We start from the raw sequence: 14489 nt of genomic DNA, 5'->3' as shown, positions 1-14489 counted from the left end.
AAAGAGAATTAAATCGTTTACATATTATTCTAAGAGAAAAAATAAGTTGAAAAGGGAATAATATAACAGTAGGTTAATGCTTACTAATACAGATGTGAAAAATAAAAACACGTTTGTGTAGAAGAAACCTGCATATTATTTATAAAAAAACGTATCCAAAGTAATTGACATCGTAATTAGAATAGTTGTAAACTAAAAAACGTGATCAAGATTGTATTAATATGTTTCTGAAAAAACATTAGTACAGATTGTTAGGTACACAAAATTATTCTCAACCGACAGATAAATTTGTTGGTTTACATTGTTGCGTTTTCAGTCTAGCTAATAGATAGTGAAAGCGTTTCAGAATATGGTTCAAGAGAGGAAGAGGTGAACGGAATGGGTACTAAAACAAAAAAGACCCTATTTAATGTTGATGAGCAAATGAAAGCTATCGCAGCTCAATTTGAGACATTACAAATTTTAAATGAAAAAGGCGAAGTTGTGAATGAAGCGGCTATGCCTGAATTATCTGATGATCAATTAAAAGAATTAATGCGCCGTATGGTGTATACTCGCGTACTAGATCAACGTTCTATTTCTTTAAACCGTCAAGGACGTTTAGGTTTCTACGCACCAACAGCTGGACAAGAGGCTTCTCAATTAGCAAGTCATTTCGCACTTGAAGCAGAAGATTTCATCTTACCAGGATATCGTGATGTGCCACAATTAGTATGGCACGGTTTACCATTATACCAAGCATTCTTATTCTCTCGTGGACATTTCATGGGTAACCAAATGCCTGAGAATGTAAATGCACTTGCTCCACAAATCATTATCGGTGCGCAAATCATCCAAACTGCTGGTGTTGCGTTAGGTATGAAACTACGTGGTAAAAAATCTGTTGCAATTACTTACACTGGTGACGGTGGTGCTTCACAAGGTGACTTCTACGAAGGTATGAACTTTGCGGGTGCATTCAAAGCTCCAGCAATCTTCGTTGTACAAAACAACCGTTATGCAATCTCTACTCCAGTAGAAAAGCAATCTGCAGCTAAAACTGTAGCACAAAAAGCAGTAGCAGCAGGTATTTACGGAATTCAAGTAGACGGTATGGATCCATTAGCTGTATACGCAGCAACTGCTTTCGCTCGTGAGCGTGCAGTAAACGGAGAAGGCCCTACTTTAATCGAGACTTTAACATTCCGTTACGGTCCACATACAATGGCTGGTGATGACCCAACTCGTTACCGTACAAAAGATATCGAGAACGAATGGGAACAAAAAGATCCAATCGTACGCTTCCGTGCATTCTTAGAAAACAAAGGCCTATGGTCTCAAGAAGTTGAAGAGAAAGTAATCGAAGAAGCAAAAGAAGATATCAAACAAGCAATTGCTAAGGCTGACCAAGCTCCAAAACAAAAAGTTACTGATTTAATGGAAATCATGTACGAAAAAATGCCTTACAACTTAGCTGAACAATATGAAATTTACAAAGAAAAGGAGTCGAAGTAAGCCATGGCTCAAATGACAATGATTCAAGCAATCACTGATGCTTTACGCGTTGAAATGAAAAATGACCCTAACGTACTTGTGTTTGGTGAAGACGTTGGTGTAAACGGCGGTGTATTCCGTGCTACTGAAGGTTTACAAGCTGAATTCGGTGAAGATCGTGTAATGGATACTCCACTTGCAGAGTCTGGTATTGGTGGACTTGCAGTTGGACTTGCATTAGAAGGCTTCCGTCCAGTTCCAGAAATCCAATTCTTCGGTTTCATTTATGAAGTAATGGATTCAGTTTCTGGTCAATTAGCTCGTATGCGTTACCGTTCTGGTGGACGTTGGACTGCTCCAGTAACAATTCGTTCTCCATTCGGTGGCGGTGTTCATACTCCTGAACTACATGCTGATAGCTTAGAAGGATTAGTGGCTCAACAACCTGGTCTAAAAGTTGTTATTCCATCTACTCCATACGATGCAAAAGGTCTTTTAATCTCTGCGATTCGTGACAACGATCCAGTTATCTACTTAGAGCATATGAAATTGTACCGTTCATTCCGTCAAGATGTACCAGAAGGCGATTACACAATTGATTTAGGTAAAGCTGATATCAAACGTGAAGGTACAGATGTATCTGTTATCGCTTACGGTGCTATGGTTCATGCTGCATTAAAAGCTGCTGAAGAACTTGAAAAAGAAGGTATCTCTTTAGAAGTAGTTGACTTACGTACAGTTCAACCATTAGATATCGAAACAATCATCGCTTCTGTTGAAAAAACAGGCCGCGTAGTTGTAGTTCAAGAAGCACAAAAACAAGCTGGTATTGCAGCTAACGTTGTAGCGGAAATTAACGACCGTGCAATCTTAAACTTAGAAGCTCCAGTTGTACGTGTTGCAGCTGCTGATACAGTATTCCCATTCTCTCAAGCTGAGAGCGTATGGTTACCAAACCATAAAGATATTGTTGAAGCTGTTAACAAAGTAATGAACTTCTAATTTTTAGCTTTTCATGTGCAAAAGAAATCAGCACATGCTGGTTTCTTTTGTACATATTCCATAATAATGAAATGAATCAGGGGGCTGAATTCCGTGGCATTTGAATTTAAACTACCAGATATCGGTGAAGGTATCCACGAAGGTGAAATCGTAAAATGGTTTATTAAACCAGGCGATGAAGTAAACGAAGACGATGTACTTCTTGAAGTACAAAATGATAAAGCAGTAGTAGAAATCCCTTCTCCTGTTAAAGGTAAAGTACTTGAAGTACTTGTAGAAGAAGGAACAGTTGCAATTGTAGGAGATACATTAATTAAATTTGATGCTCCTGGATACGAAAACCTTAAATTTAAAGGTGACGATCATGATGCAGCTCCAAAAGCTGAAGAAGCAGCAGTAGAAGCTCCAGCAGCGGAAGCTACTCCAGCAGCAACTGCAGAAGTAGTAAATGAGCGCGTAATCGCTATGCCATCTGTTCGTAAATATGCTCGTGAAAACGGCGTAGACATTCATAAAGTAGCTGGTTCTGGTAAGAACGGCCGTATCGTAAAAGCTGACATCGATGCATTTGCAAATGGTGGACAAGCAGTAGCAGCAACTGAGGCTCCAGCAGCAGTAGAAGCTACTCCAGCAGCGAAAGAAGAAGCACCAAAAGCACAACCAATCCCAGCTGGTGAATATCCAGAAACTCGTGAGAAAATGAGTGGTATCCGTAAAGCGATTGCTAAAGCAATGGTTAACTCTAAGCATACAGCTCCTCACGTAACATTAATGGATGAAGTAGATGTAACAGAACTTGTTGCTCACCGTAAGAAGTTCAAAGCTGTTGCAGCTGACAAAGGTATTAAATTAACTTACCTTCCATACGTTGTTAAAGCTTTAACATCTGCATTACGTGAATACCCAATGTTAAACACTTCTTTAGATGATGCTTCTCAAGAAGTAGTTCATAAACATTACTTCAATATCGGTATCGCAGCTGATACTGACAAAGGTCTATTAGTACCAGTTGTTAAAGATACAGATCGCAAGTCTATCTTCACTATTTCTAACGAGATCAATGATCTTGCTGGTAAAGCACGTGATGGTCGTTTAGCTCCGGCTGAAATGAAAGGTGCTTCTTGCACAATCACAAACATTGGTTCTGCAGGTGGACAATGGTTCACTCCAGTTATCAATCACCCAGAAGTAGCAATCCTTGGTATCGGCCGTATCGCTGAGAAGCCAGTTGTGAAAAATGGTGAAATCGTTGCAGCTCCAGTATTAGCATTATCTCTAAGCTTTGACCATCGTTTAATTGACGGCGCAACTGCTCAAAAAGCATTAAACCAAATTAAACGTCTATTGAATGACCCACAATTATTAGTAATGGAGGCGTAATAACAATGGTAGTAGGAGATTTCCCAATTGAATTAGATACAGTCGTTGTTGGTGCAGGTCCTGGTGGATACGTTGCGGCAATTCGTGCAGCACAATTAGGTCAAAAGGTAGCAATTATCGAAAAAGCTAACCTTGGTGGCGTATGCTTAAACGTTGGATGTATTCCTTCAAAAGCGTTAATCAATGCAGGCCATCGTTATGAGAATGCAATGCATTCTGATGACATGGGTATCACTGCAGAGAACGTAAAAGTTGACTTTACAAAAGTTCAAGAATGGAAAAACGGCGTAGTTAAGAAATTAACTGGCGGTGTTGAAGGCCTTCTTAAAGGTAACAAAGTTGAAATCATTCGCGGTGAAGCTTACTTCGTAGATGCTAATACATTACGCGTAATGACTGAAGATGCAGCACAAACGTATACGTTTAAAAATGCTGTTCTTGCAACTGGTTCTACACCAATCGAAATTCCAGGATTCAAATACTCTAAACGTGTTATCAACTCTACAGGTGCTTTAAGCTTACCTGAAATTCCTAAAAAACTTGTTGTAATCGGCGGCGGTTACATCGGTATGGAATTAGGAACTGCATATGCTAACTTCGGTACAGAAGTTACTGTAGTAGAAGCTGGCGACGAAATCTTAGCTGGTTTCGAAAAAGCTATGAGCTCTGTTGTTAAACGTGCTCTTCAAAAGAAAGGTAACGTAAATATCCATACAAAAGCTATGGCTAAAGGCGTTGAAGAAACAGAAACTGGCGTAAAAGTTAGCTTTGAAGTTAAAGGTGAAATCCAAACTGTAGAAGCAGATTACGTATTAGTAACTGTAGGTCGTCGTCCAAACACTCAAGAAATTGGTCTTGAGCAAGTTGGAGTTAAAATGACTGACCGCGGCATCATCGAAATCGATGAGCAATGTCGTACAAACGTATCAAACATCTATGCAATCGGTGATATCGTTCCTGGACCACCATTAGCTCACAAAGCTTCTTACGAAGGTAAAGTAGCTGTTGAAGCAATTAGTGGCCATGCATCAGCAATCGATTACATCGGAATTCCTGCAGTATGCTTCACTGATCCTGAATTAGCATCTGTTGGTTACACTAAGAAACAAGCTGAAGAAGCAGGAATGACAGTAGCTGTATCTAAGTTCCCATTCGCTGCTAACGGTCGTGCATTATCATTAAACAGCACTGACGGTTTCCTACAACTTGTAACACGTAAAGAAGATGGTCTTCTTGTAGGTGCTCAAGTTGCAGGTGCAGGCGCTTCTGATATTATCTCTGAGATTGGTTTAGCTATCGAAGCTGGAATGACAGCAGAAGATATCGCTCAAACAATCCACGCTCACCCAACATTAGGTGAGATCACAATGGAAGCAGCTGAAGTTGCTCTTGGAATGCCAATTCACATTGTAAAATAATTTAAGTAATGAAAATAACCCCTCTCTTATTTAAAGAGAGGGGTTATTTTTATTTTAATAAAATGGCTTGCAAGGTCTTTATGTGTACTTGTCGAATGAATATATAATACTTTAAATGAATCGTTAGAACATATGTTAATTCAAAAGTAGTATATATGCTTTCGTATAATATGTAATTGATTCAAACTTAATCCCATATACTAATAAAATAGAGCATGTCAAAGGAGAAGGTTCCATGAGAATATTACATGTTATATTTTATCATTTTTTATTATGGAGTGGTTTTTCCGTAGTATTATCATTGTCAAATGGTGATAAGTTGCATTACAAAGTAATGCTATTCTTTGTATTTCTTTATTTAGCATATGTGATCGCATATTTTGTATTGCACATCAGAAAGCAGGCATTATTCCTTACGTGTTCAAATTGCATACTTTTTTTAATTGTATATTCTATTTTTTAAATTAACGTTTATAGAAATACATCGTTCTTCCATTAAATAATTGTAATTCTCCTTCTAATTTCTTCGCTAGAAAACGGCAAAATTCATTTGCTTTTCCTTTATCACCGAATGTTGCATTAGGTGGTAAAGAAATCTGAATAAAAGATTGTTCCTTTTCTATACCAACACCAACATATATGGAGTCATATCGATCGTGAGTAGCTTGTAGTTTTAATGTTGTTGCTGATGTATCTAAAATTTCATAAGGAAAAGCGGTATTTGTATAAGCGTAATTAATTTGAACACCAGTTTTGGAAGTAACTGTTTTATAGTAGTGAAAAAGTTGTTTTATATCATCTGTTGAAACAGTTTGTTGATTTGATTTAGGTACAAGCGTAATAAAGGCATGTTGCATATAAGTTCCTCCTAACTTAGTAGAATACTATCATTCTACATCCTACTGAATTTTTTGACAATTAAAAGGAGTATTCCTTTTTTTGTTTAATATACTAATGAAAGGTGATCTAGAAAGGTGGAAACCGATGTTTGAAAAATTGTATGATGAGCATGAAAGTGTGAAGGTACGATTTTTGGGGTTTATGACACATGATACTCGTTATGATTTTGGTGTTATTTATACAAATATGTTTTTTGGAAAGCCGCTCATTGTTTGTATGCAAACAGGAAGGTCTACTTTACTTGGAAGAGATGATGTAGAGAATGTGCAACATATACAGGAAGTTTTTAAATTAGGGTCAGAAGAGGAAGCAGCAGAGTTAGCTCAGTTTTTTAAATTTTTAGTCCCATCTACTTCTTTGCATGCGGAATATGAAGAATAATTAATGTAAAACAGTCGTACGTATAAATATGGCTGTTTTTTTATTTGAATATCGCATACTAATTTAAATTAAAAATATTTAATGTGTTATACTAAAAACCTATTGACGTAAAAAGTATAACATATTAAAATGAAGACAGAAAGTTAAGCGGTTACAAAAAGTTTTTGGGATTATAAACTTAGGGGGAAATGAAAAATGGGAACGATCGTATGTCAAGATTGTGAAGGTACAATTGCACACTTCGAGGATGAGAAAGTAACGGTACTTTACGGGAAATGTGGATCTTGCGGATGTGATCACACAGAGCATACAAAAGCCCAATAATTGATAGGAAATGGACAGCTAAAAGTTTTTAGGACCATAAACTTAGGGGGAAATGAAAAATGGGAACAATCGTATGCCAAGTATGTGAAGGAACAATCGGACATTTTGAAGATGAAAAAACGACAGTGCTTTACGGAAAATGTGGTACAAATTGTGACTGTGCTAATAGAGACAAGGCGAAAGCTTAATTATAAATAAGTAGATTATTATTAAAACTCAGGGGGAAATGAAAAATGGGAACAATCGTATGCCAAGTATGTGAAGGAACAATCGGACATTTTGAAGATGAAAAATCAACAGTACTATACGGAAAATGTGGATCTCATTGCGAATGTGACCATAAAGAACATACAAAAGCTTAAATAAGAAGAAGCGCCTACATATATATGTAGGCGCTTTTTTAATAAATTGTAGTTGTATGGCCAACTGTTGCAACGATTGCATCATCTCTAATCGGAATAAATCCTATCGATGTCTGTGGAGTGCTAGGAGAGGCGTAGTGGCTCATGAGACGGCTATCAATACGGGTAATAGTATCGGTCAAGAAAGCTGAAATAAAAGCGTAAGGGACTCGTCGTTCATTTAATGAGTATATAATTTCCTCTTTTGTTTTTACACCTACGCCATGTCCGTAAAAAAAGAAATTTCCTAGATAGATTGTATTTTCTCCTTGCCACTCGATCGTAGCTGGATTCACTTGTGGATTTTTAAAATAAACGAGATCACCTGGAACAAGATCGCCACCCGTTTTTGTTATGAGCTTTAAATCTTGATCGTAGTCCCACGTATAAAGTAAAAGGTTTGCAAAGAGACGGTTGAAAGTTTCTTCCTCATATAATGATAGTAAAGCTTTGTAAAAAATAATGATCATAGCGGTGGCGCATTCAGTTCCATATAGTTTTCCGTTTTTGAAAATATCTTGTATGGCAATGGAAGGGGGTATGTTTGGTAGTAGCTCGAACCCTCCAAGTGGTGTTCTTTTCCAATACTGGGGGTTGCAAAAGGATTGTTGAAATGTGCGAAACTGAAATCCACTTTGAAAAAGTTCTAATGCAGAAGTAATAATATTCACTCGCAAATTTAGATCAAAGCTGAGTTCATCAGATGTTCGGAAGGAATAAATTTCTTGATTTCCTGCCATTATCGATAAAATTTGTTGTTTCTCAGCTGCAAATGGCTCATATTCATTTGTGATATAAGGATGTACAATAGAACGGCCTATTACAATCATAATAGTATCCCCACCTATACGTTACATTACTTAATATCGTATGGGAAAAGAGAAAAAGGGTGAAAGAAAAGCCTATCAACTGATAGGCTTGTACTCTTTAATCACACGTAATGTTTGTAATGTCATATCTTCAGGACCTTGTACAGGTAAACCTGCTTCTAAGTTTTTACGAATATACGCTAAGTTATCTTGTGTAATAATTTCCCCCGGAGTAAAGATTGGAATCCCTGGCGGATAAACCATAACGAAATCAGCTATAATACGACCTGCTGCATTTTCAAACGAAATGACTTCTGTTTCCGAATAAAAAGCATCACGAGGAGAAAGTGCTAGCACTGGTATTTCTGGAATTTCTACTTGTATTTGAACACCTTTATCAGCTTTATTTCTAAATGTTGCTGCTAAATCTTGTAATGCTGCAATAAGTGTATTTGTCTCACTTTCTGTATCCCCAAAAGTGACAAGACATAGTATGTTGTATAAATCTGAGAGTTCTACTTCAATGTTATATTGCTCTCTAAGCCATACTTCAGCCTGATGGCCTGTAATACCTAAATCTTTTACAGATACAATTATCTTTGTAGGATCGTAGTTAAAAGTAGCATCTGTACCTAGCATTTCTTTCCCAGGACAGTAAAGATCCTCAACAGCATTAATAGCATCACGAACTTGTTCCGCTAATTGAATTGTTTGTTCTATGAGTGCTGTTCCTTCTGTAGCAAGACGTTTTCTAGCAACATCTAGGGATGCTAACAAGATGTAAGAAGTTGATGTAGTCGTAAGCATGCTAATAATAGATTGAACATGTTTAACGTTCACAAGGCCTTCCTTCACGTTAAGAATAGAACTTTGCGTTAAAGATCCTCCTAATTTGTGAACACTTGTTGCTGCCATATCTGCACCGGCTTGCATCGCTGACATCGGCAATTCATCGTGAAAATGAATATGAACACCATGAGCCTCATCAACTAGTACAGGGATATCATAAGAATGGGCTAATTGGACAATCTGTTCTAAGTCCGCAGCAAAGCCAAAGTATGTTGGATTAATAACAAGTAAGCCTTTCGCATCTGAATGCTCTTCAAGTGCCTTTTTGACAGATTGAATTGTGATTCCGTGTGAAATACCAAGTTTTGGATCGATTTCAGGATGCATGAAAATCGGTTTTGCACCTGAGAAAATAATAGCTGACATTACTGATTTATGCACGTTTCGTGGCACTAGGATTTTGTCACCAGGACCGCACACGCTCATCACCATTGTCATTATTGCACCACTTGTACCTTGAATAGAAAAGAAAGTATGATCTGCACCAAATGCAGCGGCTGCTAAATCTTGTGCTTCTTTAATCATACCTTTTGGATGATGTAAATCATCGAGCGGCGCAATATTAATTAAATCAATTGCTAATGCATTATGCCCAATAAATTCGCGAAATGTAGGATCCATGCCCTGTCCTTTTTTGTGACCAGGAATATGGAATTGAATTGGATTTCGCTTACTGTGCTCAACTAAAGCGGTAAACAATGGTGTTTCGTATTGGGACAATCTATACACCCCTTCTTTTTCATAATATTTATTAGAGTTTGTTTTATATAATCTTGTTCTAAAAAAGTTAAGTGCTTTTTAGAATGAGACTTGTTTTTCTGCCAATCACAAAAGCATTTTTGAGATGGTAGGTTCACTTTATTTTCTATAAAACAAAAGCATTATATCACCAATAATTATAGATGTATAGAAAAAATATTTTTACAGTGAGTATGTTAAATAGTTATTTCCAATTAACTTATAGAGGAAGACAATTCCATCACAATGAATAAATAGTGTATAATGCAAAGTGGCTATAGTGAAGAAGAAAAAAATCCCTTTAAGATAGCATATTGAAATAAGAAGAAATGATAAATGAGGTGCGAAATGGAATATCAATATCCGTTAGATTATAATTGGTCAAATGAGGAAATGGTTGTAATTGTGAAGTTTTATGAAGCAATTGAGAAAGCATACGAAAAAGGAATTATAAGAGAAGAATTAATGGGATTATATCGTCGTTTTAAAGAGATTGTTCCATCTAAAGCAGAAGAGAAGAAAATTGATAAAGAGTTTCAAGAAGTAAGTGGATATTCTATATACCGTGCGATTCAAAGGGCGAAAGAAACGGAAGAACAAAAGATCGTGAAAATGTAAAAATATTTTGAAAAATAAAAACTGAAGTGATATAATGTGATAACAACTAAAAACGGACAATATAAATTGTCCGTTTTCTACTATCGATTACAAAGTGCATATAAAGGAAGGAGTGATTGCATCGTAGATTCAATCTTAGCAAGGAATTGTTCGTTGGTCATTGCTGAAAACTCCTCAGGTGATATATGAATACCAACTAATAATTCTGCTTTTTTAACAGTAGCTAGACGTTCAATCATCTTTTGTAAGTCTTCTGTTTCAAGTGTTTTATGTAATTTTACACTTGGTTTAGTATGGTCAATGGACCAAACGAAGTCATTTGGAATATTTGTTTTTAAATCATTTAAATGTTCTAAGAAGGCGTGAGCCGTCTCCACTTTTTGTGGACACTCATAGATTAAACCAAAGTATATGAAGGCATGAGTACCCCATAATCCAATTTGGAAATGTGGTAGCATTTTATATCCGCGTTTATTTGTTGAAAAAGCAACCCAAGTATCGTTTGGTGGATTGACTTTGCGACGTGCATGTTTTGCTACATGATAAAAAAAGTTCTCATCAGTTTGTTTGGATAAATACGTTGCAAACTGTTCCCCTAAAGCTTCCAGCTTAGGATGAATGTTCGTTTTAATTGCACTCATTCGTTCTTCGAGACCATCAACTGTAAAGACCTCAAAATCAGTTGACTTGAATGTTTGTAGTGTCATGATTGTTCCTCCAACTCCTATTTTGTTTTTATTTTAGCATAGCTTGTACTATTCATAAAAAAAACAGCACAAAAAAATTTAAATAAAAAAATATAATTTTGTTGCATAGATGATTTATCCAACATAGTATAGTATAAAACAAAAAATCAGAAAATTGAATCAATTCTAGTCCGAGGGCAGACGAATATTGGGAGGAGGCAAATAATATGAGACAGGTGATTAATGCGTTAAAGAGAACAGATGCTGAAAAGAGAATACCGGTGCTACGTTTGGAGCTAGATTATGAATTAGCAACTTTATATGATGCGATGATGGAAAATGATAAACTGAAAAAAGAAGAGTGTGTACAAAAGTTAGAAGTGTTAAGACTTGAAATGATTCGTTTAGAAGCGTAATAATAGTATATGTATAAAAAATTAGTTGGTGCGAACCTTATAAAGGGTTCGTTTTTTCTGTGAACAGTATAGATCGGAGTGTTTAAACATGCAAGAAGTATGGAAAGACATCGATGCACACGCCAAACAGTGGATTCGAGATGCAGGAGAGTTTTTAATGGCATCAATGGAAAAAGCACTTATTATAGAAACGAAATCCAATGCAGCTGATTTAGTAACAAATATGGACCGAGAAATAGAACAGTTTTTAATTGGGAAAATTAAAGAAACATTCCCGAACCATAATATTTTAGGAGAAGAAGGTTATGGAGATGAGGTAACTTCTTCTGAAGGGGTTGTTTGGTTAATTGATCCAATTGATGGCACGATGAACTTTGTTCATCAAAAAAGAAATTTCGCAATTTCAATTGGAATTTATGAGAACGGTATCGGAAAGGTTGGACTCATTTATGATCCAGTTCATGATGAATTATACCATGCGGTAAAGGGAGCTGGAGCATTTTGTAATGAAGTACCAATACCTTTATTGGAAAAAGGAACTGTAGAGCAAGGTATTGTAGCTTTAAATGCGATATGGCTTACCGACAATCCAATGCTTAATAAGGAAAGTATGATGGCGCTGGTTAAGAAAGCAAGAGGCACGAGATCATATGGCTGTGCAGCGTTAGAGATGGTATACGTTGCAACAGGAAGAATAGATGCATATGTAACGCCGAGATTATCACCATGGGATTTTGGTGGGGGACAGATAATTGTAGAGGAAGTTGGAGGCAAGGTGACAACTTTTTCTGGATCCCCGCTTTCTATCGTAGAGAAGAGCAGCGTATTAGTTGCAAAACCAGGAGTGTATGAAGAGTTGTTACGATTTATAGCGGAGTAACAAAAAAAGTAAGAGGCTGTATAAGCGCTTCTTACTTTTTGACGTTATTTCGATTTACGCATTTTTCTTTTTGTTACAAAACCGTATCCAACTGTAACAAATGTGCCGATAATGCAAATAATAATACCGATGGGACTATTTTCAGCAACCATAATGCCGATACCGATTAAGAAAATAACACCGATAATTGCAGTTAATAAAAAGCGATATTGAATGTGTTCCATTTCTTCACCCTCCAATCTCATTTTACTTTCACAAAAGTAAGAATACAACTATATTTTCATTCTTGATTTTATTTTGATTGCCATTGTATCCCCTTCGCTCTTATAATAGAGAAGGATTAAAAAGACATTAGGAGTTGGACATGTTGAAAAAACGACAAGATTTACGAAATATAGCAATTATTGCCCACGTTGACCATGGTAAAACAACACTTGTTGACCAGTTATTACGTCAAGCGGGGACGTTCCGTGCGAATGAACATATTGAAGAACGCGCAATGGACTCAAACGATCTAGAAAGAGAACGTGGTATTACAATTTTAGCGAAGAATACTGCGATTCACTATGAAGATAAAAGAATTAACATTTTAGATACACCTGGTCACGCTGACTTCGGTGGAGAAGTAGAGCGTATCATGAAAATGGTTGATGGTGTTCTACTTGTTGTTGATGCATATGAAGGTTGTATGCCACAAACACGATTTGTTTTAAAGAAAGCTCTTGAGCAAAACTTAACTCCAATCGTTGTTGTAAACAAAATTGACCGTGACTTCGCTCGCCCTGATGAAGTAGTTGATGAAGTAGTTGACTTATTCATCGAACTTGGTGCAAACGAAGATCAATTAGAGTTCCCAGTTGTATTTGCATCAGCAATGAACGGAACAGCAAGCTTAGATTCAAATCCAGCAAATCAAGAAGAGAATATGAAATCATTGTTTGACACAATTATTGAACATATTCCAGCACCAGTTGATAACAGCGAAGAGCCACTTCAATTCCAAGTAGCACTTCTTGATTACAATGACTATGTTGGTCGTATCGGAGTTGGACGCGTATTCCGTGGTACAATGAAAGTAGGACAACAAGTTGCATTAATGAAAGTTGATGGAACTGTAAAACAATTCCGTGTAACGAAATTATTTGGTTACATTGGATTAAAACGTCAAGAAATTGAAGAAGCAAAAGCTGGAGATTTAGTAGCTGTTTCAGGTATGGAAGACATTAACGTAGGTGAAACGGTATGTCCGGTTGAGCATGAAGAGGCTTTACCATTATTACGTATTGACGAGCCAACACTACAAATGACATTCCTTGTAAATAACAGCCCATTTGCAGGTCGTGAAGGTAAATTCATTACATCTCGTAAAATTGAAGAGCGTCTTCGTTCACAATTAGAAACAGATGTAAGTTTACGTGTAGATAATACAGATTCTCCTGATGCGTGGATCGTATCTGGACGCGGGGAATTACATTTATCTATCCTAATTGAAAACATGCGTCGTGAAGGTTATGAACTACAAGTATCTAAGCCTGAAGTAATTATTAAAGAAGTTGATGGCGTAAGATGTGAGCCTGTAGAGCGCGTGCAAATCGATGTACCTGAAGAATACACTGGTTCTATTATGGAATCTATGGGTGCACGTAAAGGTGAAATGTTAGATATGGTGAATAACGGAAACGGTCAAGTTCGCCTTACTTTCATGGTTCCAGCACGTGGTTTAATTGGTTACACAACAGAATTCTTAACATTAACTCGTGGTTACGGTATTTTAAACCATACATTCGATTGCTACCAACCAGTACACGCTGGACAAGTTGGTGGACGTCGCCAAGGTGTTCTAGTTTCACTTGAAACAGGAAAAGCATCACAATACGGTATTATGCAAGTTGAAGACCGTGGTGTAATCTTCGTTGAACCAGGTACAGAAGTATATGCTGGTATGATTGTTGGAGAACACACTCGTGAGAATGACTTAACAGTTAACGTTGTAAAAATGAAACAACAAACTAATATTCGTTCTGCGACGAAAGATCAAACTTCAACAATGAAAAAACCACGCTTAATGACTTTAGAAGAGTCATTAGAGTACTTAAACGATGACGAGTTCTGTGAAGTAACTCCAGAATCAATTCGTCTACGTAAAAAGATTCTTGATAAGAGCGAGCGCGAAAGAGCTGCTAAGAAAAAGAAATCTGTAGAAGCGTAAAATAA

Annotated in this window: 18 protein-coding genes; 13 read left to right on the top strand and 5 right to left on the bottom strand. The window is 36.8% G+C overall.

The window, feature by feature from the left end; translation table 11 throughout:
• Positions 1–378 precede the first annotated feature (378 nt).
• From pdhA to QCI41_RS10195, 5 genes are all read left to right on the top strand, one after another.
• Positions 379–1494: a pyruvate dehydrogenase E1 component subunit alpha gene (gene pdhA, locus QCI41_RS10215; RefSeq protein ID WP_000536893.1), complete on the top strand. Its 1116-nt coding sequence runs from the start codon at positions 379–381 to the stop codon at positions 1492–1494.
• A gap of 3 nt (positions 1495–1497) precedes the next feature.
• Positions 1498–2475, top strand: a complete 978-nt coding sequence (gene pdhB, locus QCI41_RS10210) for a pyruvate dehydrogenase complex E1 component subunit beta (RefSeq protein WP_000068162.1) — start codon at positions 1498–1500, stop codon at positions 2473–2475.
• Between the two features lie 93 nt (positions 2476–2568).
• Positions 2569–3855, top strand: coding sequence for a pyruvate dehydrogenase complex dihydrolipoyllysine-residue acetyltransferase (gene pdhC, locus QCI41_RS10205; protein ID WP_098857205.1), 1287 nt, complete (start codon positions 2569–2571; stop codon positions 3853–3855).
• 5 nt (positions 3856–3860) lie between these two features.
• Entirely contained in the window at positions 3861–5273 is a 1413-nt protein-coding gene (lpdA, locus tag QCI41_RS10200) for a dihydrolipoyl dehydrogenase (protein ID WP_000260106.1), read from the top strand.
• A gap of 235 nt (positions 5274–5508) precedes the next feature.
• Positions 5509–5736: a hypothetical protein gene (locus tag QCI41_RS10195; protein ID WP_001221352.1), complete on the top strand. Its 228-nt coding sequence runs from the start codon at positions 5509–5511 to the stop codon at positions 5734–5736.
• Between the two features lies 1 nt (position 5737).
• Here the strand turns inward: QCI41_RS10195 and QCI41_RS10190 are convergent, their stop codons facing one another.
• The gene (locus QCI41_RS10190; RefSeq protein ID WP_353837530.1) at positions 5738–6130 is read right to left on the bottom strand and encodes a DUF1885 family protein; all 393 of its coding nucleotides are present in this window, start codon (positions 6128–6130) and stop codon (positions 5738–5740) included.
• 127 nt (positions 6131–6257) lie between these two features.
• On the opposite strand from QCI41_RS10190, the gene QCI41_RS10185 reads away from it, so the two are divergent.
• From QCI41_RS10185 to QCI41_RS10170, 4 genes are all read left to right on the top strand, one after another.
• Positions 6258–6554 (top strand): DUF3055 domain-containing protein, encoded by a 297-nt coding sequence (locus QCI41_RS10185; RefSeq protein WP_033656384.1) that lies wholly within the window; start codon positions 6258–6260, stop codon positions 6552–6554.
• A 195-nt stretch (positions 6555–6749) separates the two neighbouring features.
• The gene (locus tag QCI41_RS10180; protein WP_000536778.1) at positions 6750–6878 is read left to right on the top strand and encodes a GapA-binding peptide SR1P; all 129 of its coding nucleotides are present in this window, start codon (positions 6750–6752) and stop codon (positions 6876–6878) included.
• A gap of 59 nt (positions 6879–6937) precedes the next feature.
• Positions 6938–7066, top strand: a complete 129-nt coding sequence (locus QCI41_RS10175; RefSeq protein ID WP_000536801.1) for a GapA-binding peptide SR1P — start codon at positions 6938–6940, stop codon at positions 7064–7066.
• A gap of 45 nt (positions 7067–7111) precedes the next feature.
• A complete protein-coding gene (locus QCI41_RS10170; RefSeq protein WP_000536796.1) occupies positions 7112–7240 on the top strand; it encodes a GapA-binding peptide SR1P in 129 nt (42 codons plus the stop codon).
• A gap of 38 nt (positions 7241–7278) precedes the next feature.
• Here QCI41_RS10170 and QCI41_RS10165 read toward each other — a convergent pair whose 3' ends face one another.
• Positions 7279–8109, bottom strand: a complete 831-nt coding sequence (locus tag QCI41_RS10165; protein ID WP_000635322.1) for a protein-glutamine gamma-glutamyltransferase — start codon at positions 8107–8109, stop codon at positions 7279–7281.
• 75 nt (positions 8110–8184) lie between these two features.
• A complete protein-coding gene (speA, locus tag QCI41_RS10160) occupies positions 8185–9657 on the bottom strand; it encodes an arginine decarboxylase (protein WP_353837531.1) in 1473 nt (490 codons plus the stop codon).
• Positions 9658–10023: 366 nt separating this feature from the next.
• On the opposite strand from speA, the gene QCI41_RS10155 reads away from it, so the two are divergent.
• Entirely contained in the window at positions 10024–10293 is a 270-nt protein-coding gene (locus QCI41_RS10155; RefSeq protein WP_353837532.1) for a UPF0223 family protein, read from the top strand.
• Between the two features lie 80 nt (positions 10294–10373).
• Here QCI41_RS10155 and QCI41_RS10150 read toward each other — a convergent pair whose 3' ends face one another.
• On the bottom strand, positions 10374–11000 hold the full coding sequence (locus QCI41_RS10150; protein ID WP_000175087.1) for a YktB family protein: 627 nt from the start codon (positions 10998–11000) through the stop codon (positions 10374–10376).
• 206 nt (positions 11001–11206) lie between these two features.
• Between QCI41_RS10150 and QCI41_RS10145 the strand changes: the two genes are divergently transcribed.
• A complete protein-coding gene (locus QCI41_RS10145) occupies positions 11207–11395 on the top strand; it encodes a hypothetical protein (protein WP_001250166.1) in 189 nt (62 codons plus the stop codon).
• A gap of 88 nt (positions 11396–11483) precedes the next feature.
• On the top strand, positions 11484–12275 hold the full coding sequence (locus tag QCI41_RS10140; RefSeq protein ID WP_001158688.1) for an inositol monophosphatase family protein: 792 nt from the start codon (positions 11484–11486) through the stop codon (positions 12273–12275).
• Between the two features lie 44 nt (positions 12276–12319).
• On the opposite strand, the gene QCI41_RS10135 is transcribed toward QCI41_RS10140, so the two are convergent.
• On the bottom strand, positions 12320–12499 hold the full coding sequence (locus QCI41_RS10135) for a DUF5325 family protein (RefSeq protein WP_000400128.1): 180 nt from the start codon (positions 12497–12499) through the stop codon (positions 12320–12322).
• 140 nt (positions 12500–12639) lie between these two features.
• On the opposite strand from QCI41_RS10135, the gene typA reads away from it, so the two are divergent.
• A complete protein-coding gene (gene typA / locus QCI41_RS10130) occupies positions 12640–14484 on the top strand; it encodes a translational GTPase TypA (RefSeq protein WP_000914755.1) in 1845 nt (614 codons plus the stop codon).
• Positions 14485–14489 lie beyond the last annotated feature (5 nt).

The sequence above is a fragment of the Bacillus cereus group sp. MG4 genome (assembly GCF_040460055.1).
GTDB classification, from domain to species: Bacteria; Bacillota; Bacilli; order Bacillales; family Bacillaceae_G; genus Bacillus_A; species Bacillus_A wiedmannii.
Note: the sequence above shows the minus strand (reverse complement) of the source record. Positions and strands in the feature narration are given on the sequence as shown.